The organism is Flavobacterium fluviatile, from assembly GCF_010645065.1.
Classification (GTDB): domain Bacteria; phylum Bacteroidota; class Bacteroidia; order Flavobacteriales; family Flavobacteriaceae; genus Flavobacterium; species Flavobacterium fluviatile.
In genome coordinates this window covers 1-24,566 of record NZ_JAADZW010000022.1, presented here as the reverse complement: position 1 = coordinate 24,566, position 24,566 = coordinate 1, and the positions used below count along the sequence as shown (strand labels likewise).

Genomic DNA, 24,566 nt, shown 5'->3' with positions numbered 1-24,566 from the left:
CGGGCAATTGCTGTGATTTGTTTTTGTAATGAAAGATGTATTTTATAAAATCTCAATTAATTCAGAAGCCGTATTGACAACCAATTTTGCACCGCTCGCTTTCAGTTCCTCTTCTGATCTGTATCCCCATGTAACCCCAACAGGAAACATATTGGCGTTTACTGCCGTCTGCATATCAATATCAGAATCTCCTACGAACATTACTTCTTCAGGTTTTAAATTCCATTTTTTACTGATTTCTAATGCTTTAAACGGATTTGGTTTTTTAAGCGCTTCAGTACTTAAGCCGATTGCCATATCAAAATGTTTCGGAAATATTTCAGAAGCAATTTTCTTCGTCAGTTCATCTGCTTTATTGGAAAAAATCGCGATCCTGATATTTCGGGAAACCAAATTGTCCAATAATTCGATAATGCCTTCATAGGGTTTAGTTTTTAACGTACAGGCTTCACTATATCCTTTTACCATTCTTTCGAGACAGATTTCAATTTGCTCATCAGTATTGTTTGATTCAGGCAATGCTTTGGTAACAGTATTTCGCAACCCGCTTCCTATAAAATATTGAAACACATCATACGAATGAGTAGGGTAGTTAAGATCCATAAGAACTTTGTTCATGGCATCTGCAATATCCTCTAATGAATTGACTAATGTTCCGTCTAAATCGAAAATAATTCCTTTAAATTTCATTTTATTTTAAATATTTTGAGCCAGAATAAACCCGCTTGTCCAGGCATTCTGAAAATTAAATCCTCCTGTTATGGCATCGATATTGACAATTTCACCTGCAAAATAAAGGTTTTCTTGAATTTTGCTTTCCATGGTTTTGAAGTTGATTTCCTTTAAATCGATTCCGCCTGCAGTTACAAATTCTTCCTTAAAAGTGCTTTTCCCATTGACTTTAAATTCGGCTTTTGTTAACTGTGAAGTCAGGTTCTGCAATTGGGTTTTGGATAAATCTGCCCATTTCGTTTCAGAATCAATTCCAGAAGCCAAAACCAAACTTTCCCATAAACGGTTCGGGACCCGAGCGCCAGCGAACTGGCCGATAGGCAAATCAAAAGGTGATTTTTTAGAAACTGCTTTTTTAGCGTGTTCCTGTTTTAAGTCTTTTAAGATTTTTTCAGCGTCTTCATAATCAACATCATTTAACCAATTTACAAAAATCGTAAACTGATAATTTTTATCGTGCAGAATACGTGCACCCCAGGCTGAAAGTTTCAGGATTGCAGGACCGCTCATTCCCCAATGGGTGATTAACAATGGTCCTGTTGATTCTAATTTTGTATCTTTTACGTTTACGGTAACTTGTGCGGCAACTCCGGGTAATTCTTTAATCCTGGAATCTTTAATATTGAAAGTAAATAGGGAAGGGACAGGGCTTACAACAGCGTGTCCATGTTCCTGAAGCATTTCCCATATTTTAGGATTACTTCCTGTTGCCATAACTAGTTTTTCAGCAGCATAATTATCCGTTTGAGTATCAATTTTCCAATGGTTTTCTTTTTTGAAAATTGACTGAACACTTTGTCCGGTTAATACTTTTATGCCTAATTTATCGGTTGCTTTTAGAAAGCAATCAATTATGGTTTGTGACGAATTTGAAACCGGAAACATTCTGCCGTCTTCTTCAATTTTTAATTCGACACCGTGTTTTTCAAACCATTCAATGGTATCTCCGGAACAGAATTGGTGAAACGGTCCCCGGAGTTCTTTTTCGCCTCTTGGATAAAATTTGACCAATTCATTCGGTTCAAAACAGGCGTGTGTTACGTTGCATCTGCCACCACCAGAAACGCGGACTTTAGAAAGGACTTCTTTTCCTCTTTCTAAAATGGCGATTTTAAGTTTCGGATTTTTCTCTGCAATATTAATTGCGGTAAAAAATCCTGCTGCGCCTCCGCCAACGATTATTATATCGAAATTTTTGATCATATTTTATTTTTTGCCACGACTCGAGTGATAGCGAACTGGCGAAGCAATTACACTAATTGGCACTAATTTTCTTATTTAACCACAAATTACACAAATTTTCACAAATTGATTTTTGCATTTAATTTGTGAAAATTTGTGCAATTTGTGGCAAAAAAAACTTTTAATCTGTGGCTATTTTTAAACTTTATATTTTGTCCGGATTATCAGAGATAATTCCGTTTACTTTATAACTTTTTACTTTTTGAATATCTTCTTCTGAATTTACCGTCCAGGGGAAAACTAAAAATCCTTTTTCCTGAATTTGGTGAACCTTTTTCTTATTCAGTAACTGAAAATCAGGATGAATAGCTTTTGCTTTTATCGATTCGGCGAAAGCCAAAGCGGTATCTATATCTTCTTCTGTTAAAACTCCAATCGGGATATTTGGATTTAGGTTTTGAACTTCTTTTAAAGCGTTCCAGTCAAAACTTGAAATGATAAAATGGTCATAATTCCAGCCTTTTTCTGTGATATATTTTTCAATCAAGGCAGAGACGCACTGCAGTGCATCTCTACTTTTTAATTCGATATTGATGAAACATTTTTTGTCTACTAAATCAAAAACCTCATTTAGAGTTGGAATTTGAAGTTCATCAGCGATTAAAAATGACTTTAATTCGGCTAAAGTATAGGTATTGATTTCACCCTTTCCATTGGTCATTTTATCAATAGTCTCATCGTGCATTACGATTATATGTCCGTCAGCACTTAGGTGAACGTCGAGTTCGATTCCGTCTGAATTTAGGTCTAATGCTTTTTGGAAAGCTTGCAATGTATTTTCAGGTTCGTATGCTTTTGCACCTCTGTGAGCTATTTTTAGCATTTTTTTTGAATAAGGTTCAGAGTTGCAAAGGTACAAAGTTGCAGAGGAAAAATAATAGCCACCAATTCACGAATTTTTATTATCAATTATTGTCAAAAAAATGAGAATGGGGCGTAAAAAAGAATAAGTCTCTCGCAGATTTGGCAGATCAAGCAGATAATTAAAAAATAAATCTGCTGAATCTCCAAAATCTGCGAGAGAACTAAAATTTTATACTCAGAGATTATCAAAGAAAATAATTCGTGAATTGCTTCGCCTGTTCGCTATCGCTCGGGTTGTGGTAGAAAAAAATTATTCCAATTCTAAAACCAGAGCTGATTTTGGCTCCAAAGTAATCTCAGAAGCTAAATCGAATGTTTTTCCTGTAATAACATCTTTTCCTGATTTGTAGTTTTTGATGTTTTCTTTGAAACGATTAGTTTTTACAATTTGCTCTTTTGCATTGTTATTAAAAACTACCATAACCGTTTTAGCGTCTGTAAATCTGAAATACACATAGGTATTGTTCTCCGGAATATAATGTGTCATTTTTCCGGAATGAACCGCTTCGTTTGATTTTCTCCAGTTGAATAATTTTGAACTAAAATCAAAATAAGCAGCCTGCTCAGCCGTTCTTCCTGCTGCCGTGAAAGCATTGTTTTTGTCGCCTGCCCAACCGCCCGGGAAATCCTGACGAATATCAGCGTCACCGCCTTTGGCTTTATCACCGCCCATTCCAATTTCGGAACCATAATAAATCTGAGGAATTCCCCGAACGGTTGCCAGTAACGTCATAGCCAGTTTGTATTTCGCTAAATCATATTTAAAAGTATGATTCATACGGTCTGTGTCGTGATTTTCGGCAAAAACCAAAATGTTATTAGTATTTGGATATAAAAAATCCATTGCAAAATTATTGTAGAGTTTAATCAATCCGTTGTCCCAGCCTGGCTCATTTTCGTTGAAAACAGAGCCAATCTGACTTTGAAGTGTAAAATCCATTACACTTGGAAGGTTTGAATTATAATTTTCAATGGCGCCAATTTTACTGTCTTTTTGCCAAAAAGCTAAATTTGCCTGATTGTTCATCCAGATTTCGCCCACAATATTAAAATTCGGATACTCATTTGTAACCGATTTTGCCCAGTTTGCCATCGCGGTTTTATCTGAATAATTATAAGTATCGACTCTAAATCCATCTAAATTGGCAAATTCAATCCACCAGATGGCGTTTTGAGTCAGGTATTTTGCAACAAGCGGATTTCTTAAATTCAAGTCCGGCATAGAAGGTACAAACCAGCCATCGATACAAACTTCCTGATCTGATTCTGAAGCGTGAATATCTGTGATTACTTCCCGTCTGTGGTGTGTTTGTGTGTAATTTTCAAATTGGTTAATCCACGATTTTGTTGGTAAATCTTTGACCATCCAGTGCGAAATTCCCCAGTGATTGGTAACATAATCCATAACCAGTTTCATATCTCTTTTGTGCAATTCTGCTGATAAACGGGCATAGTCTTCATTGGTTCCGTAACGAGGATCAATTCGATAAACATCTGTTTGTGCATAAGTGTGGTACGAATGCTGTTTTTCGTTGTCTTCGCATAATGGCGTATTCCAAATGGTTGTTGCTCCCAAAGAAGAAATATAATCTAAGTTTTTAATGATTCCTTCAACATCTCCACCGTGGCGTCCGCCTGGATCCTGGCGATTTGATTTTTCAGTTAAAGAAGCATTGCTGTCATTTTTCGGGTTTTCATTAGCAAAACGATCCGGCATAATCAAATAAATCAGGTCTGACGAGTCATAACTTTTTCGGTCAGCAGAATTTGCTCTTCTTTCCTTAAGTGCATATTTTTGTGTAAAAGCGACTTTGTTTTTAATCTTAAAAGAGAAAACCAATTCAGAAGCTTTTACGTCTTTCGTATCGATGGTTACAAAGAGGTAGTTTGGGTTTTCAGTCTTCTCTACATTTTTTATCACCACATTATTTGAAACCGAAGCTTCGTATTGTGAAATGTTTTTTCCGTAGAACATGATCTGCAGCTCCGGATTTTTCATTCCGGCGTACCAGAAAGGTGGTTCTGTTTTTTGGATTTGCGCTTTCGCGGAAGCGGAAAACAACAAGACCCAAAAGGTTAATTTACAAATAAGTGATGTTTTTGGCTTTTTCATAGTTGTAAAAAATTATCCTCATTGTCAGTTCGAGCGGAGTCGAGAACCTTTGCGGCATCTCGACTCCGCTCGATGTGACAAAAAGATGTTGCTAAAAAAGACAAGTAATTCTGGGGGAAATTACGTTCTTTAAAATTATTTGTTTTCAATAATGCTTATCGCATAACCTCCACCCGGAGCTGATAACTGTGATAGTTTTGATTTATTGGTTACAGCAATTTTCCTGATGGTATAAGCCTGCGGATTTGTTTTGTAATGCGCCTCTTTTGCATCAGCATAAATTGTTGCGGTGTACTTTTTACCTTTTTCAAGGAAACTGAAATCGATGGTTGATGTACGTGGCGTTTCTCCGTTTACATTTCCAACAAACCAGTTGTTTGTTCCTTTTGCTTTACGGGCAACCGTAACAAAATCTCCAGGCTCAGCCTCAATGTATTTACTTTCTGACCAGTCTATAGCCACATCTTTTATGAACTGGAACGCATCCGGAAAACGGTTGTAATTCTCCGGTGTATCAGCTGCCATTTGCAACGGACTGTACATGGTTACGTACAAAGCCAATTGATTTGCCAAAGTGCTGTTTACATGCGATTTGTTATCTGGGTTCAGTTTGCTGATATCCATTTCGAAGATTCCAGGCGTATAATCCATTGGACCGCCGATTAAGCGTGTAAATGGCAATACCGTAACGTGATTTGGTTTAGAACCTCCAAAAGCCTGGTATTCTGTTCCTCTTGCTGCTTCATTTCCAATTAAGTTTGGATATGTTCTGCAGATTCCTGTAGGGCGAATGGCTTCGTGAGCGTTCACCATAATTTTATAATCAGCTGCTTTTTCGACTGCATATTGGTAGTGGTTTACAATCCATTGGCTGTAGTGGTTTTCGCCTCTTGGCAAAATATCGCCTACGTAACCGCTTTTTACGGCATCGTATCCGTTATCGTTCATGAACTTATAAGCAGCATCCATGTGGCGCTCGTAGTTGCGAACAGATCCTGAAGTTTCGTGGTGCATGATGATTTTTACACCTTTAGATTTGGCATATTCGTGAAGCCCTTTTACATCAAAATCCGGGTAAGGTGTCAGGAAATCAAAAACATAATCTTTTGAATGCCCGAACCAGTCTTCCCAGCCTTCGTTCCAGCCTTCGACCAAAACAGCGTCGAAACCGTGCTGCGCAGCAAAGTCAATGTATTTTTTTACGTTAGCATTAGTTGCTCCGTGTGTTCCGTTTGGTTTAGCTTTCGCGAAATCAGAAACACCCAATTGAACTGTTGGATAATCGTTTGTATAAGACCAGGAACTTTTTCCGGTAATCATTTCCCACCAGACACCCACATATTTAACCGGTTTAATCCATGAAGTATCGTCAATTTTTGATGGATCGTTTAAGTTTAAAGTCATTTTTGATGAAAGGATTTCTCTTGCATCATCGCTCACCATAATCGTTCTCCATGGCGAGTGGCTTGGCGCCTGCATATACCCTTTATCACCTTTTGCATCCGGAGTTAACCACGATTCGAAAATCATGTTTTTATCGTCTAAATTCAAATGCATACAAGAATAATTAATCAAAGCCGCTTCATGTAAGTTAATGTAGATTCCGTCAGCCGTTTTTAACATCAAAGAAGTCTGAACTCCTGTTGGAGAAAAGTTCTTTTGAGAAACGTTTGCAGTATATGCTTTTTCAGATAAACCTCTGATTTCTGATAATTTCGATTTGGTATAATCGTATTCCTGAGTATCATAATCTCCCGGAATCCAGAAAGCGGTGTGGTCGCCCGCCATGGCAAACTGAGTTCTCTCTTCTTTAATAATAAAATAAGTAAGGTTCTTCTGCGCCGGGAATTCATATCTGAATCCAAGTCCGTCATCAAACAAACGGAAACGAATTATAATCTGTCTGTCGGTGCTTTTTTGGTTTAAAGTTACCGCCAGTTCGTTATAATGATTTCTGATGTTGTCAACTTCTCCCCATACCGGTTTCCATGTTTCGTCAAAAGTTGAGGTTTTAGTGTCAGCAATTGTAAAGTCATTCAACAAAGATTTTTTATCATCTTTTAGTTCAAGACCTAATTTACTGGTTTTTACAACTTCTTTGTTTTTGTATTTTAAATTGTAAACCGGAGTTCCGTCGTTCTGAAGCGAAAACTCCATTACGAACTTTCCTTCGGGCGATTTTAATTGCTGTGCATTCGCTATCGTGCTGAAAGCAAACAAGACTAAACCTGCGAAAAATAAGTTTTTCATATGATGGTATTTATTGATTTTTAAAGGTCATATGTAATTCGCATATATTCAGTGGATATTCGACCAACTTTAATCATGCTCATTTCATATTTTATTGTTTTAAATGTTGTATGCGTTTCTTTTAGAAGTAACATTTTCTTTTTTTGTCATTTCGACCGGAGGGAGAAATCACACTAGAAAATCGACAAAGATTGGCGATGCTCTGGATGGAATTCCTCGTGCGATTTGCTTCGACTGTTCGCTGTCGCTCGGGTCTCCTATCGTCGAAATGATAAGATTGTCAAATCAGTTTAAGTTGTTTTTAGTTTTTAAAGATTGTAATTTAATGAATTTTAGTGAGTTGCTTGCTTGCAATTACCGGTTTTCCGTTCACGATAATCGTTAAATCATGATCGCCGTCAACAGTAAAAGTACTTTCGGTATGGCTTACTGCAACTTTTAGAATCTGATGCCTGAAATTAATTTTAAACGAATACCCTTTCCATTCTTTTGGAATTTTTGGTGAAAAATGAAGCTGGTCATTTTTCACACGCATTCCGCCAAAGCCTTCCACAATACTCATCCATGTCCCCGCCATTGACGTGATATGACAGCCTTCCTCGACTTCTTTATTATAATCATCCAAATCCAGACGGGAAGTTCTTAAATAAAAGGTATATGCCATGTCCATTTTATCTAATGCTGCGGCCTGAATTGAGTGTACGCAAGGCGAAAGAGAACTTTCATGCACAGTAAACGATTCATAAAACTCGAAATTTCGTTTTAATTCTTCTTTCGAAAAATGATCTTCGAAGAAATAGAAACCTTGTAAAACATCGGCTTGTTTAATGTATGGCGAACGCAACACACGATCCCAGGACCATTTTTGGTTAATCGGACGCTGTGATTTATCTAAATCTTTTACCGGAACTAATTCTTTGTCTAAGAAACCATCCTGCTGCAAATAAATCCCTAATTCCTCCGATTTCGGGAAGTAAATGTTATCAGCTACTTTTTTCCATTCTGAGATTTCAGAATCTTCAAGATTTGTTTTCTCTATAATACGTTTGTGATCTGCCGGATATTCTGCAGCTACTTTTTCGATTTGTTCAGAAGCAAAATCAATACACCATTTTGCAATAAAATTGGTGTAGAAATTATTGTTGATGTTGTTCTCGTACTCGTTTGGACCCGTAACACCCAAAATTACATATTGGTTTTTGTCTTTAGAAAAAGAAGCTCTTTGATGCCAGAAACGTGCAATTCCGATTAACACTTCCAGTCCTTTTTCAGGAATATATGAGTAATCTCCGGTATAGCGGTAATAATTGTAAATCGCAAAAGCAATCGCTCCGTTTCTGTGGATTTCTTCATGTGTGATTTCCCATTCGTTATGGCATTCTTCACCGTTCATGGTAACCATCGGATATAAAGCTGCACCGTTTTTGAAACCTAAATTGTCTTTTGCGTTTTCAATCGCTTTATCCAGTTGATTGTAACGGTAGGTCAATAAATTTCGGGCAACTTCCTGATCTTTCGTAGCCATATAAAACGGAATGCAATACGCCTCAGTGTCCCAGTACGTTGATCCGCCGTATTTTTCTCCGGTAAAACCTTTTGGTCCAATATTTAACCGGCTGTCTTTTCCGGAATAGGTTTGGTTTAACTGGAAAATGTTGAAACGTATTCCCTGTTGTGCCTTAACATCGCCTTCAATAGTAATATCGGACATTTCCCAGATTTTTGCCCAGGCGTCTATTTGGTTTTGAAGCAAAGTATCATATCCTAAAGAAACGGCTGTTTTGATACATTTTTCGGCTGCAGCCAAAGTATTTTCGTGATTTAAAGAAACCGTATAACCACCTATTTTCTGAATGGATGAGGTTTGGCCTTTGGCAATAATGGTTCCGTAAGTATATTTTACTTTATCTATAGTCGAATCAATTGCAGAAGGCGAAATATGGATGTTTTCTCCGTTGGCCAAAATCGTGTTATGCATAAAAGTCGTCACTTTAAAATGCGTTTTAAATGTTTGTGCCGTTACAAAAGCTTCACCGTTTGATTTTTTTACTTCTAAGGGTTCCCAGAATTTTTCGTCCCAGTTAGCATCTTCGTTGGTTACACCTGCATCAATATAAGGCTTGTAAACAATTTTGGCATCTTTATTTAAAGGCGTAATATCGTATTTGATGATACCCGCTTCATCCAGGTCTAAAGAAAGAAAACGACGTACATTCACAGCGATTTCAGTTCCGTTTCTTAGAACTGCTTCAAAAGAACGATTGTACCATCCTTCTTTCATATTCAGCTCCCTGCGAAAATTCCGAACCTCATCACATGTATTCAAATCGAGGTTTTCTTCATTGATTTCGATATTAATTCCAATCCAGTTAGGCGCGTTTAAGACTTTGGCAAAATATTTCGGGTAGCCGTTTTTCCACCAGCCCACTTTGGTTTTATCCGGATAATAAATTCCGGCAATGTAACTTCCCTGAAAGGTCTCGCCGGAGTACGTTTCTTCAAAATTGGCCCGCTGTCCCATAGCGCCGTTCCCAAGGCTGAAAAGACTTTCGGAAGATTTGACACTTTCGGCATCAAACCCTTCTTCTATGATGGACCAGTTGTCTGGTTTTATATAATCCTGATTCATTTGTTTTTTTAATTAGAGAATTAGATAATGTGCCAATTTGATAATTACTTTTTTCTGGCTATTTCTAATTGCTGATTGTTTTTACTGTTTGATTGATGATTTTTAAAGATTTATTAGGATATTTAATTTGATAATTATCCATTTTCTAATTATCAAATTGGCACATTATCTAATTGATTAACTTGTCGATAAAGTTTTCATCCACGAAAGTAAAATCATTAAAAATGTAATCTGCTTCATGCAGAATTGTTTTCTCACCAATCCCTATACTTACCATTTCTGCGCTATTTGCTGCCTGAATTCCGGCAACAGAATCTTCAAATACGATTGCATTTTTGGGATCAATATGTAGCAATTGAGCCGCTTTCAGGAAAACTTCGGGGTCTGGTTTTGCTTTACTGACGTCGTTTCCGTCAACAATAGCGTCGAAGTAAGACAGAATCCCTGTTTTTTCCAGAATGGGTCTTGCATTTTTACTGGCAGAACCCAATGCAATTCCCTGATTTTTATCTTTTAATAATTGCAGAATTTTAAAAACTCCCGGAAGAATTTCGCTTTCGTCCATATCAACTAAATAAGACAAATAATCTTCATTTTTTTGAATCAGCCATTTGTCTTTGTCTTCCTGAGAAGCTTCAACATTGCCTAATTCTAAAATGATATCCAAAGAACGAACACGGCTTACACCCTTTAAAAGTTCGTTGTGCTCCTGCGTAAAATTTATATGTAATGCCTGCGCGATTTTTTGCCAGGCCAAAAAGTGATATTTGGCGGTATCGACAATGACTCCGTCAAGATCGAAGATGAATGCTTTTTTCATTAAAAAGGAGAATTCTTAATTTATGATTTTAGAATAGTGTCGTCTACGTCTTTGACTTTGTAGACCAATAGAGCAGCGATTAAGAAACTTACACCGCTTGTGATTAAGGCATAAATTGCTTCGCCATCATAAAGATATTTTACAATTGGACCGCCAATCAAAGCATTTACAATTTGCGGAATAACTACAAAAAAGTTAAAAATCCCCATGTAAACACCCATTTTTTTAGGCGTAATAGAACCGGCAAGAATGGCATAAGGCATAGCCAGAATACTTGCCCAGGCGATACCTATTAAAATCATGGGTAAAACAACCCAGTCTTCATTTGGCATGAAATAAATGGTTATCAAACCAATTCCTCCTATAATCAAAGAAACCGAATGGGTAGCTTTTCTTCCGATTTTTTTAGCGATATAGGGTAGGAAAAACAATGCTACAATGGCAGAAACAAAGTTGTAAACACCAAATAAGATTCCGACCCAGTCACCAGCATTTTGATATTGCTGGCTGGAAGTGTCGCTAAGCGGTAATTTATAAATATGATGTGCAATGGCAGGGGTGGTAAAAACCCACATGCCGAATAATCCGAACCAGGAGAAAAACTGCACCCAGCTAAGCTGACGCATTGTTTCTGGCATTTTTGCAAAATCGGTAAAAATGTCTGCGATTTTTGATTTTTCTTCAGCATTAAAAATCTCGTCATTTTGCGGATCTTCAAATTTAGCCAGTTCTTCAGGCGAGTATTCTTTAGTAGTAAATAATGTTACCAAAATAGAACCGATTAAAACTGCAGCCCCAATTACGAAGGACAAAGTCAGATTTAAAGGAACACTTCCCGGAATTGTATTATTTGGTACATCGAACCATTTTGTTAAAACATAAGGTAAGGCTGAACCAATTACAGCTCCAAAACCAATAAGTGAGGTTTGAATACTGAATCCTGCAGTACGCTGATCTGTTCTTAAATTATCTCCAACCAGTGCACGAAATGGCTCCATAGCAATATTAAAAGAAGCATCCATGATCATTAACATTCCGGATCCAACCCATAAAGCGGGCAATACTGAAATGAAAATATTAGCCTGTGGCATTAAAATTAATCCAACCGAAGCTAAAATTGCCCCTACTAAAAAGAAAGGTTTTCGTCTGCCGAATCTTCCCCAGGTCCTGTCACTGTAATGACCAATAACGGGCTGCACTATCAATCCCATTAAGGGAGCAATAATCCAAAACCATGAAAGCTCATGTACGTCGGCACCAAAAATTTGTAGAATTCTGCTGGCATTTGCATTTTGAAGTGCAAATCCCATTTGGATTCCTAAGAAACCGAAACTCATGTTCCAGATTTCCCAGAAACTTAATTTACGCTTTTCCATTATCGCAATTTGTAAAAATTATACGATAAGCGCTTTGCTTATCAAAACTTACTATTTATTTTCGAAGTAAAAGTAAAAGCTTTGAACTGGGCTGTAAATATATAAATATATTTCAGTTTTTGGTTTTATAAAGGCAAATAAGAGCAAACATTTTTTACTACAAGGTTGTAGTAATGAATTAAATAAGAAAAAAGTACTACTAAAATATAAAGTGATAAAGTAAAAATCTAAATTCAGATTTAAACAGCTTTATCACTTTTGATTTTTATGATTATAAAATTAATCTGTAACTTGTGGGTGAAATAAAATAGCTTCATTCAAGGATTAAATCTATTTTGATCTGCAAAATCCTTTAAAATCTGCGTGAAATACTTTTGCTTATTAATTTTTCACGCAGATTTACACAGATTAAAGCAGATTTAGAAAGATTTATATCTAAGCTGATGCAATAGAATTGGAAAAAAAATAATTTCAGCCAACGGGTTAATCTGTAGATTCTCTTTTTATAAGATGCGTTTCAATCACCTCGGTGGTGTAATTTTCATTTTCCTCTTCATCATCATGTTCAGCTTCCAGTCTTTCTATAAGCATTTTGGCCGCTTTATTGCCCATTTTTTCTCCACTCTGACTTACAGTTGTAATACTCGGTGTTGAATATTTCGAAATAATTCCGTCAGTAAAGGCTATAACAGCTAAATCTTCCGGAACTTTCAATCCCATTTTATTGGCTGTTTTGATAATAGTTACCGCAAAAAGCTCATTAACGGCAAAAACAGCATCAAAAGCCCTTTCGTGCAAAAGCTGGCTGATGGTAATTTCGCAGGTATCAACGTCTTCAATTTTTATGATTAACTCTTCGTTGAAGGGCAGTCCGTTGTCTAATAATGCTTTTTCGTATCCATCGGTTCTGAGTTTTCCAACGCTTACATAATCAACAGTAGTAACAAGCGCTATTTTTTTTCTTCCGCTGTCAATCAGACTCTGAACCGCTTCATAAGCTGCAGCCTTATCGTCAATGATTACTTTATCACATAATATATCATTGGTTACCCTATCAAACATGACTACCGGCATTCCCTGATTGATGACTTCTGTGATATGGTGAAAATCCCCTTTGAACTGAGTCTCTTTAGAAAGCGACATGATGAAACCATCGATGCTTCCGTTTGCCAGCATTTCCATATTTAAAACTTCTTTGTCAAATGAATCATCCGATAAACAAATGACTACGCTATACCCATGTTCGTTAGCAATCTGTTCAATTCCGTTTATAACAGTAGAGAAAAAATAATGTACAATTTCAGGAATAATAATACCAATACTTTTCGTTTTCCGGTTTTTTAAACTAAGGGCGATGTTGTTGGGTTTATAGTTGTAAAACTTTGCAAAAGCCTGGACTTTCAATCGGGTTTCTTCACCAATTTCAGAACTGTTCCGCAATGATTTTGAAACCGTTGAAATTGATACATCCAGCTCTTTTGCAATCTGTTTCAGGGTTACTTTTCGTTTCATGGTGCTAATTTCGAAAAAATGTTATTAATAATAAAGGTATTGTAAATTTTAATAAATCATAATTTTACTTCTAAAAAATGAAAATAATTCATAAACTTTTCAACACTACCACGTTTTCGTAAACTTTTCAGAAACGCATGATGTCGAGCATGTTAATTATTTATTAATCTTTGAAACTCGAAGTAAAATTAAAAGCTTAACTAAACAATCACTAACTCAAACTAATTTAAACAAAAAGTATGAAAACAATTTCTCAAAAGTTGTTATTTTTATTCCTGCTGTTTCCGTTTATGATGCTTGCTCAGGGCACTTTAAAAGGTACAGTTGTCGATAAAGCGACGGGACAGCCAATCCCGGGGGTAAATGTAAATGTACAAGGTGCTCCCGGAGGAACATCTACCGGCTTTGACGGTAATTTTGAATTATCTAATGTAAAAGCCGGCAATAAAATTCTAATTTCTTTTATAGGATACAAAACAGCAACCGTTGACTATAACGGACAAAAAACACTCAACATTTCATTAGAAGAAGATACCAATCAACTTAAAGAGGTAGTTGTGCAGGTAGGTTACGGAACTGTTAAGAAAAAGGATGCGACGGGTTCAGTAGCAGTTTTATCTTCAAAAGAATTTAATAAAGGATTAAATGTAACTCCGGAAAATCTGTTAACAGGCCGGATTTCGGGTGTTAATGTAACAGGAGGAGGAGCGCCAGGTGCAAAAGCGGATATTAGAATTCGTGGAGGATCTTCGTTAAATGCATCAAATGAACCTTTGATCGTTTTGGACGGATTACCTTTAAGCAATGCAGTACCAAGTGGAGCGACTAGCATTTTATCTACAATTGATCCAAATGATATTGAGTCTTTTACAGTTTTAAAAGATGCCTCTGCTGCTGCAATCTACGGATCTCGTGCTGCAAATGGTGTAATCGTTATTACCACTAAAAAAGGAACAAAGGGTGGTGTTAAAGTGAACTTTAGCTCTCAGGTTGGTATTAATACTGTTTCTAATACTGTTGATGTGATGAGTGCAGATCAATTCCGTGAGTTGGTTAATACAAAAGGTACTCCTGCCCAACAAGCTTTATTGGGTAATGCAAACACGAACTGGCAAGACGAAATCTTTCATACAGCTTTAACAACAAACAATAATATTTCTGTAAGTGGTGCTTTATTCAATAAACTACCAGTTCGTTTATCTGTTGGAAATGTTGATAATCCCGGGATCCTAAGAAACACTTCTTTTGAGAGAACTACAACATCGTTATCGTTAAATCCTGTTTTATTTGACAATCATTTAAAGATTGATATTAGCGGAAATTTATCTTTTGGGAAAAATCAATTTCAGGATGAAGGAGCAGTGATTGGAAGCGCAATTGGATTTGATCCAACGCAGCCGGTATATCAGCCAGGATCTCGTTACGGAGGGTATTTTGAATGGTTAGAGCCTACCGGAAACTTACCATTGTTGCCAGCAAGAAACCCTGTAGCAAGATTAAATCAAGACGAAAGAAGAGCGACTTCTACAAGAAAATGGGGAAATGTGAGACTGGATTATAAATTCCATTTCTTCGAAGATTTGAGAGCTGTTGTTGAAGCAGGTATTGATAGATTTGATAGTAGCGGATATACAGAAGTTAGTACGCAAAGTGCTTTAGGATATCAGCCAAAACCTTTTAACGGACCTGATTATGTGAATCTAGGAAACTATTCAAGTTATACAGATGCACTTCAAAACAAAAACTTAAATGCTTATTTTAATTATACTAAAGATTTAGGGAAATTTAAAATTGATGCAACTGCAGGTTATAACTACCAATTATTTCAAAAAGAGAAATACCAGTCGGGAGAAGTTAGACAGCCAAATCCTAATGAAGATGTAATTACAGATCCGGATATTAATCTTCAATCTTATTTCGGTCGTTTAAATTTAGGTTATGACAGCAGATATTTATTGACACTTAACTACAGAAGAGACGGAACTTCTCGTTTCTCTGAAGATAACAGATGGGGTAATTTTGGAGGAGCTGCTTTTGCTTGGAATTTATCTGAGGAAGCTTTCTTAAAAGATAATGCTACTATTTCTACTTTAAAATTAAGAGTTGGTTATGGTACAACCGGGCAACAGGATATTTCTGCACAGTATGATTATTTAAGAAGAGTAACTCTTGGAACAATCAACTCTCAGTATATTTTTGGTAATACGATTTATTCAACAGCAAGACCGGAAGGTTATAATGAAGATATTAAATGGGAAGAACTGGCAGAGACAAACGTAGGTATTGACTACGGTTTCTTTAATGACAGAATAACTGGATCGATCAACTATTTTAATAAAAAATCAACAGATTTATTAGCTGATATTGCGGTTCCTGATGGGGCTAATATTAGAAATCAAGGTTTCTTTAACATTGGTAGTGTTGATACAAAAGGTGTTGAGTTTAGTATTGCTTCTGATATTGTTAAAACAGATAATCTGACCTGGAATGTAGCTTTTAATACTACTTATATTCATCAAGAAATTGCTGATTTAGGAATTACAGTTCCAGGTTTCCAAGGTTATTTAACTGGAGACAATATTGCTGGAGGTAACGGAAACAAAATTCAAATAAATTCTGTTGGATACGCTCCAAACTCATTCTTTGTTTACGAACAATTATATGATGCAAACAAAAGACCAATTGCCGGTGCTTATGTAGATAGAAACGGAGATGGAAAAATTGATGCTGGAGATCGTTACAGATTTCATAAAACTGCACCAGATTACACTTTCGGATTGTTTTCTACTTTAAACTACAAAAAGTTCGATTTTACAATGAACTGGAGAGCGAGTTTAGGAAATCGCATTTTTGATAACGTAAGTTCAAACTTAGGATATTCTGATGCAGGTTTAAGAAGACAAACAGACTTATCTAATGTAAGTTCAGATTACTATAATACTGGTTTTACATTTGAAGATAATGGTACACAACGTTATTTGTCAGACTACTTTATAAAAGATGCTTCTTTTATTAAACTTGATAATATTACGCTTGGCTATACTTTTGATAAATCGTTGATCAAAGCAGCTTCATTAAGATTTACAGCTGGTGTTCAAAATGTATTTATCCTTACAAAGTATAATGGTTTAGATCCTGAGAAATTCAATGGAATTGATAATAATGTGTATCCAAGAGCAAGAACATTCTTGTTTGGTGTGAATGCAAACTTCTAATAAGGAATAGAAATCAAAAATTTAAAAAATAACAAAATGAAAATATCATTTAAATATATATCTTATTTTTTCCTATTCATATTAGGAATAAGTATGACGCTTACGTCGTGTACTGACGACTTAAACGTGACGCCAAAAGATGATGATGAGTTTTTATCTGAAACTTTTTTTCAGGATCCCACATCATACAAACAAGTATTGGCAAAATTATATGCTGGACTGTATGTAGGAGGTAATGATGGAGATGGTAGTGCAGATATCGCTGGACTTGGCGGAGATTTTAGTAGTTACTTAAGATTGCTTTTTGTAACTCAGGAATTTACAACAGACGAGGCAATTATTGCCTGGGCAGATGGAACGTTACCAACTTTGAATACACAAACTTGGTCTCCGGCAAACGAATTTTTAGAAGGAACTTTTTCCAGAGCTTTCTATCATATTAGTGTTGCTAATGAGTTTTTAAGACAAACTACTGATGAAAAGTTAACAGCAAGAGGAGTTGATGTAGGTTTAAAAGCTGAAATTGCAACTTTTAGAGCTGAAGCTCGTTTCTTAAGAGCTTTTTCATACTACAACTTAATGGATTTATTTGGTAATGTGCCAATTACAACAGAAAATGATCCAGTTGGATTCTTTTATCCAGAGCAAAAATCAAGAGCAGAAGTTTTTGCTTTTGTTGAATCAGAATTAAAAGACCTGGACAATAGTTTAGTTGCTTCAAAAGCAAATGAATATGGAAGGGTTGACAAAACAGCTGCTAAATTCTTATTAGCTCAGCTTTATTTAAATGCTAAAGTATATACCGGAACTGCAAGAAATGATGAAGCAGCAACATTATGCAGCGAAATTATTACTGGTTCAGGCTACACTTTTGCAGATGTTCCTTATAGTTACTTATTTTCTGCGGATAATAACAGAAACGGTGCTCAAAATGAAGTTATCTTTCCTATAATCGGTGATGGTAATGCCATTAGAGCTACAGGTGGAGGAATGAGTTTTATCATGCATGCTTCAATTGGTGGTAGCATGGATGCTGCATCCAGAGGTATGGACGGAGGCTGGCAGGGAATCAGAACTCGCAGAGAGTTTGTGAACCTTTTCCCAGACGAAACTGCAACTGGAGATAAAAGAGGAACATTCTATACAGATGGACAATCAAAAGACATTAAAAATGTTGGGACTTTTACAGATGGGTATGCTGTAACAAAATACATTAATATAAATTCTGATGGAACCGCAGCACAAAGAAACGATATTCCAGATATCGATTTTCCAATGTTCAGATTAACAGATGCCTATTTAATGTACGCTGAAGCAACGCTTAGAGGAGCATCAACAGGAAATATTGGTACAGCTTTAGGATATATTAACCAAATTAGAGCCAGAGCGGGAGCTCAGACTATAACAGCACCACAACTAACCCTTGATTTTATTTTGGATGAAAGAGGAAGAGAGTTGTTTTGGGAATGTCACAGAAGAACTGATTTAATCCGTTTTGGAAAATTTACCGGAGGATCTAAAATATGGCAGTGGAAAGGTGGTTCTGTAAACGGTAGCGCAACTGAATCGTACAGAGATTTAATGCCTATTCCTGCAAGAAATATTCAGGCAAATCCAACATTAAAACAAAATCCAGGTTACTAACTAATCTCTAACTAAAAATAAAACAAAATGAAAAATATATATAAAGTATTAATTGCATTCATTGGTGTATTAGCAGTTTCTTGTAATGCAGATGATGTAGAAAACAGACCCGTAATCGAAGCAGCAAATGCTCCGGTATTATTAACACCAAAATCTGATTTTAGTATTGTTCTTTCTAAAGAAACAGAAAATGAAACTGCTACAACAGTAGTTTGGAATGATGCAAAATATGAAGGATCTCAGACAGTGGTAAACTATACCATCGAAATTGCAAAAGAAGGAACTAATTTTGCTACACCAATTGTTGTATCAAACACTACTGAAAGGTTCAAAGCTTTAACCGTAGCAGAACTGAACTCAGCATTAGTTAACGGTGGTTTTATTGAAAAGCAAGAAAATAAAGTTGATATTCGTATCAAATCTGCTGTAGGAGCTTCCGGACTTCCACAATATTCTAACATTTATACTATTACAGCTACGCCATATCATGTTCCGTTAGCTAGTTCTCACTGGTTAGTTGGAGCTGCAACTCCAGGAGGATGGACATGGGCTGGCGATGCAGAAACTGAATTTCCGCTAGTAGTTGGTAAAACGGATGTTTATAAAGTAACTATCGTTCTTAAAAGTGGAGAAGCATTTAGAGAGTTCTTAGGGAATAATTTTACAAGCGATGGTAACTGGGATGCCAGTCATAACTATGCTTATTATTCAGGTTTAGGATACACTATAGATTCTGAATTAGAAAATGCAGGAGATGGAGACAGTAACTTTAAATATACTGGACCAACAGGGGAAAGAGTTCTGACCATTGATAATGGTGCAAAAACTATAACATTAGACTAATTTCTAATGTAGATATACAAAAGGCTATCAGCAGATAGCCTTTTTTTAATCAGACTATTTAACCACAATCTTATGAAAAAAACTTTACTAACAATATTGCTGATGTTGTCGGCTGTTATTTTTGCACAGCAACAAAATGTTACTTATTCTGTAAGTCCGGCTACTTTTGAAGAAACAAACGCCATTACAATTACTATCAATGGAAGCAGTATCAATGAGACTGCCTGGGGCGTGGCCGCAACTCACGAATTGTATTTATGGGCATGGGCATTTGATACCAATGACACTACTGCAAAAGGAACACCAAATAACGGTTCCTGGACCGCTTCAAGTGCTGCCAGTATGTTTACGTATAACGCCGGGACAGATACTTATACCAAAACCATTACGCCTGCTACGTATTACAATGCAACCGGAATTGGCAGAATCGGTTTTTTGGTCAAAGCCAAAGACGGAACCGGAGATAAAAAATCACAGGATATTCTGGTCGAAGTGGGTACTTTTCAGGTTACACTTACTACACCGGCAGAAAACAGTTCAGCCATTTTAGCATCGGGTTCTAATTTTAATATTACAGCCACAAATACAAATGGAGTTGCGAATTATGTTTTAAAATCAAACGGAAACACGATTAATACCAATGCAAGTACAACAAGTTATTCCTTCAATCATACCAATATTACTGCGAATCAGAGTTATGAATTACTGATAACGCAGGGAGCAACAACCATTTCAAAAAAGTTTTCGGTTATTGTAAATCCTAATACCGTTTCAGAAGTTATGCCTGCTGGTTTAGTCGATGGAATCAATTACAACACAGCCGATGCTACAAAAGCGACTTTAGTTCTGGATGCACCCTTAAAAGATTTTGTTTACGTAGCCGGAAGTTTTAATAATTGGCAGCCTTCAGCGGCGTATGCCATGAAAAAAGACCCAGTTTCAGGAAAATTTTGGCTTGAAGTATCCGGTTTGGTTTCGGGAGCAAATAATACGTTTCAATATTGGGTTGGAGATGCTACACCACTGGCCAACTCACCTTCATTAGTAAAAACGGCTGACCCTTATTCTACCCTGGTTTTATCTCCTTATGATGATGCTTCGATTCCTGCTGCCAATTATCCAAATATGCCGGTTTATCCATCAGGACAGCAATTTGAAGTTACGGTTTTAAAAACCGGACAAACGCCATACAACTGGCAGGTAACCAATTTTACTAAACCTGAAAAGGATAAATTGGTAGTGTATGAAGTTTTGGTTCGTGATTTTGATGCCAACAGAAATTATCAAAGCCTGATTGACCGAATTGATTATTTTAAAAACCTGAAAATAAATGCGATTCAATTAATGCCGGTAATGGAATTTGAAGGCAATGAAAGCTGGGGCTATAACACTTCCTTTCACATGGCTCTGGATAAATTCTACGGAACTTCGGATAAATTGAAAGAGCTTATCGATTTATGTCATCAAAACGGAATCGCAGTTATTCTGGATGTGGCTTTAAATCACGCTTTCGGAAGAAACCCGATGGTCAGAATGTGGATGAACGATCCTGACGGAGACGGTTTTGGATCACCAACTACTGAAAACCCGTATTTTAATACTACTGCCAGACACAGTTATAATGTTGGGGAAGATTTCAACCATCAGTCCATTAGAACTCAAAATTATGTAAAACGTGTTGTCAGACAATGGATTGAAGAATACAAAATTGACGGCTTGCGTTGGGATTTAACCAAAGGGTTTACCCAAAATTGTACTGCTTCAGATGAAACGTGTACGAATGGGTATCAGCAGGACAGGGTTGATGTTTTAAAATCATACGCAGATTATTCATGGAGTCTGGATCCTACACATTATACCATTTTCGAACATTTAGGAACTGATCTGGAAGAGCAGCAATGGGCAAATTATAAAATTGCAGAATCGCCAAGCAAAGGAATCATGATGTGGGGAAATATGAATAGTGCTTATAACGAGTTGTCTATGGGCTACACAGGCAATATTTCCAGAATGACAAGTTCAAGCCGCGGTTTTACTTCGCATCGTTTAATAGGTTACGCAGAAAGCCATGACGAAGAACGCCTGATGTATAAAAATATTCAATACGGAAATTCGACAAATGCTGCTCACAACGTAAAGACATTACCCACAGCTTTGTCCAGAATGTCGGCTATTGGTGCTGTTTCATTATTAGTTCCGGGTCCAAAAATGATCTGGCATTTTGGAGATTTAGGCTGGGATTCTTCAATCTTCACATGTAATAATGGAACCGTAAACGATCAGTCATCAACCATTAGCGGAGACTGTAAACTAGACACCAAACCTCAGCCACAATGGACAGGTAACTGGCTCGGAAATAATTCGCGAAATAAAATTTACAATGACTGGGCTAAAATGATTACTATGAAAATTGCTGAACCCGTATTTTCCGGAACAGCAACATTGGCAAACACAAGTTCTTTATATCCGAACATTAAAATTACCAATGCCGCTTTAAATTCAGCTCAGCTTAAAGATGTTTTGATTATAGCGAACTTTAATGTAACAACACAAAATGTGGCTACCGGTTTTTCATATCCGGGAACATGGTACAATCTGATGGACAATTCTACGATAAATGTTACAGATGTAAATGCTGTAATGAGTATTCCTGCGGGAGAATTCAGAATTTACGGAAACAAACAAGCTAGTCTGGCTATTGAAGATTTTGAAAAAGGTAATTCAGTGAGTTTGTATCCAAATCCTGTTTCGAATTATTTTACATTGAATTTTGCTGCTGCAAAAGTTGAAATTTACGCAGTTACAGGTCAGTTGGTAAAAAGTTTTACAACCAATGGAAATCCTGATTTTCAATTTGGCGTAAGCGATTTAAAACCGGGATTGTATATTGTAAAAGCACTGGATGTGAATAACAAAATGCAGATAACAAAATTCATTAAAAAATAAAATTTGGTAGATTAATTAGGTTAGTAATGCTAAAAGGCTGTCCGCGTATGGACAGCCTTTTGTTGTTTTCTTAAAACCTTTTAAAAGCATAGTGGTAAATGCTTGCTGTTTAGATTTACAAATACCATTTGACTATTAATCCCGATAGCTTTTATATATTTACTGAAAATATTCTCCTTACCGAAAAAGATGAAAAAATCTGAGATTCAGCAACTTTTACAAAGCATATCCAACAATATCGATAAAGAAAATTTTTATTTATGATTTTCTTTCCTCTTTTGGCTTATCCAAAACCACTATTGCCCGTTTAAAAAAAGGCGATTACAATCTTTCTAAAACGGAAGGGGAACTTTTTTATAAAGGGAAAATCTTTTTTAAAGTATTAACTGAAGGGAATCTTTTAGATACTATAGATGAATTGTCCAAAGACGACAAAATCCTCAGACAAAAACCGCGTTTTATAGTAGTAACTGACTTTAATAATTTTTTGCAACCGACACCAAGCTAAAAACGAATAAAGATTTTACGATTGCTAATCTTGCAGACCAAACCGATTTCTTTTTGCCTTTGTCGGGTGCAGAGATTTATCGGGTAAGCAATGACAACAAACTGGACCGTGAAGCTGCTTATAAACTTGGCGAACTTTATGATATTTTGGTGGCTGATAATCCTGACTGGATAGCACAAGGAAGTCATCAGCTCAATATCTTTTTATCAAGATTATTGTTTTGTTTTTTTGCTGAAGATACCGGTATTTTTACTATCAAAAGCATTTTTACTGAAAGCCTCGCAAATAATACCCAAGACGATGGCTCCGATGTTAAAGAGTTTCTGTCTTTGTTGTTCAAAAAATTAAACACCGAACAAGGAGAGTTTCCTAATTATTTAGACAGCTTTCCGTATGTAAATGGTGGTTTATTCCGGGATGATATTGAATGTCCGAAGTTTTCCAAAAAAGCCCGACAAATTTTAATTGATTCGGGCGAACTGGATTGGTCAGAAATTAATCCAGATATTTTTGGATCAATGATTCAGGCGGTAGCCGATCCGGAGGAAAGGAATAACTTAGGAATGCATTATACGTCGGTAGTCAATATTCTTAAATTAATTAAACCTTTATTTCTTGATGGACTATATGATGAATTTGAAAAAAACAAAAACAATGCAAAAGCATTGGATAAACTTTTAGTAAGGCTTTCTAAAATTAAATTCTTTGATCCGGCTTGCGGAAGCGGAAACTTCCTGATTATTACTTATAATCGATTTGAATTCAGGCAGTAGTGTTATTGTACCGAACGTACAATCAAAAATTGGTTTTAACGGAGACACCCCAAAAACGATTATTCCTGAGTCGCAATCTAAAATGAATTTTGCAGGAGGGCAAAGCAAAATCTATTTTACCGAGATTTCTTTAAACCAGTTTTATGGCATAGAAATCAAGGATTTTGCTCATGAAATGGCAATACTTTCGCTTTGGCTGGCAGAACACCAAATGAACCAGGTTTTTGAAAACGAACTATTGGATTATGGGCAGTCTAAACCATTATTGCCACTGAAAGAAGCAGGGAATATTACTGCAGGAAATTCAGCTCGTATCGATTGGGAAGATGTATGCCCTAAAAAAGAAGGGGATGAAATTTATATTATTGGGAATCCTCCGTATTTGGGAGCAAGAATTCAGGACGAGGAACAGAAAAAAGATATTGCAATAAATTTCCCAACACTAAAAGGAGCAAATAATTTAGATTATATATTTGTTTAGTTTTATAAGGGTGCCAAGTTTATAGAAAGCATTAATGCAAAATTAGGTTTAGTATCTACAAATTCGGTATGTCAGGGAGAACAAGTTTCTTTATTGTGGCCTCAAATTTTGAATGATAAAATAGAAATTGATTTTGCATATCAATCTTTTAAATGGGTAAATAATGCTAAAGGAAATGCAGGAGTTACAGTTATAATTTTGGCGCTTCGAAATGTAATGACTACAGAAAAATACATTTTTACAGAATCCATAACGAAACCAGCTAAAAACATTAATGCTTATTTAATAGATAGTTCTAACATATTTATTACACCTCAGACAAAATCAATTTCAAAACTACCTGAAATGAATTTTGGGAGTATGCCAAATGATGGAGGCAATTTGATTCTAAATGAAGAAGAATATAATAATGTAAAATCTTCGATCCCTAATGCAAAGGAATTTCTTAGAAAATTTATTGGTGCAGATGAATTCTTAAAAGGAACTTAAGATATTGTTTGTGGTTTAGAGAAGAAAACTATGAAGATTATGAAACTTTCGATATAATTAATTCAAGTTGCTAGTTGGGATAGCATAAAAAAACAAAGCAGAGGTTAAGTAAATTTGTTTTGCGAACCA

At 36.1% G+C, this 24,566-nt stretch carries 16 protein-coding genes and 1 pseudogene; 8 read left to right on the top strand and 9 right to left on the bottom strand.

Annotated features, from left to right (window positions below; genetic code table 11):
• Positions 1–42 precede the first annotated feature (42 nt).
• The 9 genes from GXM17_RS17755 to GXM17_RS17715 form a co-directional block, all read right to left on the bottom strand.
• Entirely contained in the window at positions 43–690 is a 648-nt protein-coding gene (locus GXM17_RS17755) for an HAD family hydrolase (RefSeq protein WP_163400780.1), read from the bottom strand.
• Positions 691–696: 6 nt separating this feature from the next.
• Positions 697–1,935 carry a BaiN/RdsA family NAD(P)/FAD-dependent oxidoreductase gene (locus tag GXM17_RS17750; protein ID WP_163400778.1) on the bottom strand — a complete coding sequence of 413 codons (1,239 nt, stop codon included), beginning with the start codon at positions 1,933–1,935 and terminating at the stop codon, positions 697–699.
• 184 nt (positions 1,936–2,119) lie between these two features.
• Positions 2,120–2,797: a glycerophosphodiester phosphodiesterase gene (locus GXM17_RS17745; protein WP_163400776.1), complete on the bottom strand. Its 678-nt coding sequence runs from the start codon at positions 2,795–2,797 to the stop codon at positions 2,120–2,122.
• A gap of 291 nt (positions 2,798–3,088) precedes the next feature.
• A complete protein-coding gene (locus tag GXM17_RS17740; protein WP_163400774.1) occupies positions 3,089–4,951 on the bottom strand; it encodes a glycoside hydrolase family 13 protein in 1,863 nt (620 codons plus the stop codon).
• A gap of 135 nt (positions 4,952–5,086) precedes the next feature.
• Positions 5,087–7,201 carry a glycoside hydrolase family 97 protein gene (locus GXM17_RS17735; RefSeq protein WP_163400772.1) on the bottom strand — a complete coding sequence of 705 codons (2,115 nt, stop codon included), beginning with the start codon at positions 7,199–7,201 and terminating at the stop codon, positions 5,087–5,089.
• A 322-nt stretch (positions 7,202–7,523) separates the two neighbouring features.
• Positions 7,524–9,830, bottom strand: coding sequence for a glycoside hydrolase family 65 protein (locus tag GXM17_RS17730; RefSeq protein ID WP_163400771.1), 2,307 nt, complete (start codon positions 9,828–9,830; stop codon positions 7,524–7,526).
• A gap of 169 nt (positions 9,831–9,999) precedes the next feature.
• Positions 10,000–10,650, bottom strand: a complete 651-nt coding sequence (gene pgmB / locus GXM17_RS17725; RefSeq protein ID WP_163400769.1) for a beta-phosphoglucomutase — start codon at positions 10,648–10,650, stop codon at positions 10,000–10,002.
• A gap of 20 nt (positions 10,651–10,670) precedes the next feature.
• Complete coding sequence (locus tag GXM17_RS17720; RefSeq protein ID WP_163400767.1) at positions 10,671–12,026, bottom strand: MFS transporter; 1,356 nt, start codon at positions 12,024–12,026, stop codon at positions 10,671–10,673.
• A gap of 483 nt (positions 12,027–12,509) precedes the next feature.
• Positions 12,510–13,538: a LacI family DNA-binding transcriptional regulator gene (locus GXM17_RS17715; RefSeq protein ID WP_163400765.1), complete on the bottom strand. Its 1,029-nt coding sequence runs from the start codon at positions 13,536–13,538 to the stop codon at positions 12,510–12,512.
• Between the two features lie 239 nt (positions 13,539–13,777).
• On the opposite strand from GXM17_RS17715, the gene GXM17_RS17710 reads away from it, so the two are divergent.
• The 8 genes and pseudogenes from GXM17_RS17710 to GXM17_RS17680 all read left to right on the top strand — a co-directional run bounded on the left by GXM17_RS17710 (position 13,778) and on the right by GXM17_RS17680 (position 24,437).
• Complete coding sequence (locus GXM17_RS17710; RefSeq protein ID WP_163400763.1) at positions 13,778–16,753, top strand: SusC/RagA family TonB-linked outer membrane protein; 2,976 nt, start codon at positions 13,778–13,780, stop codon at positions 16,751–16,753.
• A 36-nt stretch (positions 16,754–16,789) separates the two neighbouring features.
• Complete coding sequence (locus GXM17_RS17705) at positions 16,790–18,397, top strand: RagB/SusD family nutrient uptake outer membrane protein (protein WP_163400761.1); 1,608 nt, start codon at positions 16,790–16,792, stop codon at positions 18,395–18,397.
• A 27-nt stretch (positions 18,398–18,424) separates the two neighbouring features.
• Complete coding sequence (locus tag GXM17_RS17700) at positions 18,425–19,240, top strand: SusE domain-containing protein (RefSeq protein WP_163400759.1); 816 nt, start codon at positions 18,425–18,427, stop codon at positions 19,238–19,240.
• A gap of 72 nt (positions 19,241–19,312) precedes the next feature.
• Positions 19,313–22,186: an alpha-amylase family glycosyl hydrolase gene (locus tag GXM17_RS17695; protein ID WP_163400757.1), complete on the top strand. Its 2,874-nt coding sequence runs from the start codon at positions 19,313–19,315 to the stop codon at positions 22,184–22,186.
• Positions 22,187–22,385: 199 nt separating this feature from the next.
• Positions 22,386–22,694 (top strand): type IIL restriction-modification enzyme MmeI, encoded by a 309-nt coding sequence (locus GXM17_RS21970; RefSeq protein WP_341872913.1) that lies wholly within the window; start codon positions 22,386–22,388, stop codon positions 22,692–22,694.
• 53 nt (positions 22,695–22,747) lie between these two features.
• On the top strand, positions 22,748–23,467 hold the full coding sequence (locus GXM17_RS22020) for a type IIL restriction-modification enzyme MmeI (RefSeq protein WP_208796460.1): 720 nt from the start codon (positions 22,748–22,750) through the stop codon (positions 23,465–23,467).
• An 82-nt stretch (positions 23,468–23,549) separates the two neighbouring features.
• A pseudogene (locus GXM17_RS17685) lies at positions 23,550–24,128 on the top strand (DNA methyltransferase); the annotation flags it as partial.
• A gap of 36 nt (positions 24,129–24,164) precedes the next feature.
• Positions 24,165–24,437, top strand: coding sequence for a type IIL restriction-modification enzyme MmeI (locus tag GXM17_RS17680; RefSeq protein ID WP_341872911.1), 273 nt, complete (start codon positions 24,165–24,167; stop codon positions 24,435–24,437).
• Positions 24,438–24,566 lie beyond the last annotated feature (129 nt).

Coding starts and splice junctions, on each gene's coding strand:
- GXM17_RS17755 (WP_163400780.1), bottom strand. CDS start 690: ATGAAATTTAAAGGAATTATTTTCGATTTAGACGGAACATTAGTCAAT.
- GXM17_RS17750 (WP_163400778.1), bottom strand. CDS start 1,935: ATGATCAAAAATTTCGATATAATAATCGTTGGCGGAGGCGCAGCAGGA.
- GXM17_RS17745 (WP_163400776.1), bottom strand. CDS start 2,797: ATGCTAAAAATAGCTCACAGAGGTGCAAAAGCATACGAACCTGAAAAT.
- GXM17_RS17740 (WP_163400774.1), bottom strand. CDS start 4,951: ATGAAAAAGCCAAAAACATCACTTATTTGTAAATTAACCTTTTGGGTC.
- GXM17_RS17735 (WP_163400772.1), bottom strand. CDS start 7,201: ATGAAAAACTTATTTTTCGCAGGTTTAGTCTTGTTTGCTTTCAGCACG.
- GXM17_RS17730 (WP_163400771.1), bottom strand. CDS start 9,830: ATGAATCAGGATTATATAAAACCAGACAACTGGTCCATCATAGAAGAA.
- pgmB (WP_163400769.1), bottom strand. CDS start 10,650: ATGAAAAAAGCATTCATCTTCGATCTTGACGGAGTCATTGTCGATACC.
- GXM17_RS17720 (WP_163400767.1), bottom strand. CDS start 12,026: ATGGAAAAGCGTAAATTAAGTTTCTGGGAAATCTGGAACATGAGTTTC.
- GXM17_RS17715 (WP_163400765.1), bottom strand. CDS start 13,538: ATGAAACGAAAAGTAACCCTGAAACAGATTGCAAAAGAGCTGGATGTA.
- GXM17_RS17710 (WP_163400763.1), top strand. CDS start 13,778: ATGAAAACAATTTCTCAAAAGTTGTTATTTTTATTCCTGCTGTTTCCG.
- GXM17_RS17705 (WP_163400761.1), top strand. CDS start 16,790: ATGAAAATATCATTTAAATATATATCTTATTTTTTCCTATTCATATTA.
- GXM17_RS17700 (WP_163400759.1), top strand. CDS start 18,425: ATGAAAAATATATATAAAGTATTAATTGCATTCATTGGTGTATTAGCA.
- GXM17_RS17695 (WP_163400757.1), top strand. CDS start 19,313: ATGAAAAAAACTTTACTAACAATATTGCTGATGTTGTCGGCTGTTATT.
- GXM17_RS17680 (WP_341872911.1), top strand. CDS start 24,165: ATGACTACAGAAAAATACATTTTTACAGAATCCATAACGAAACCAGCT.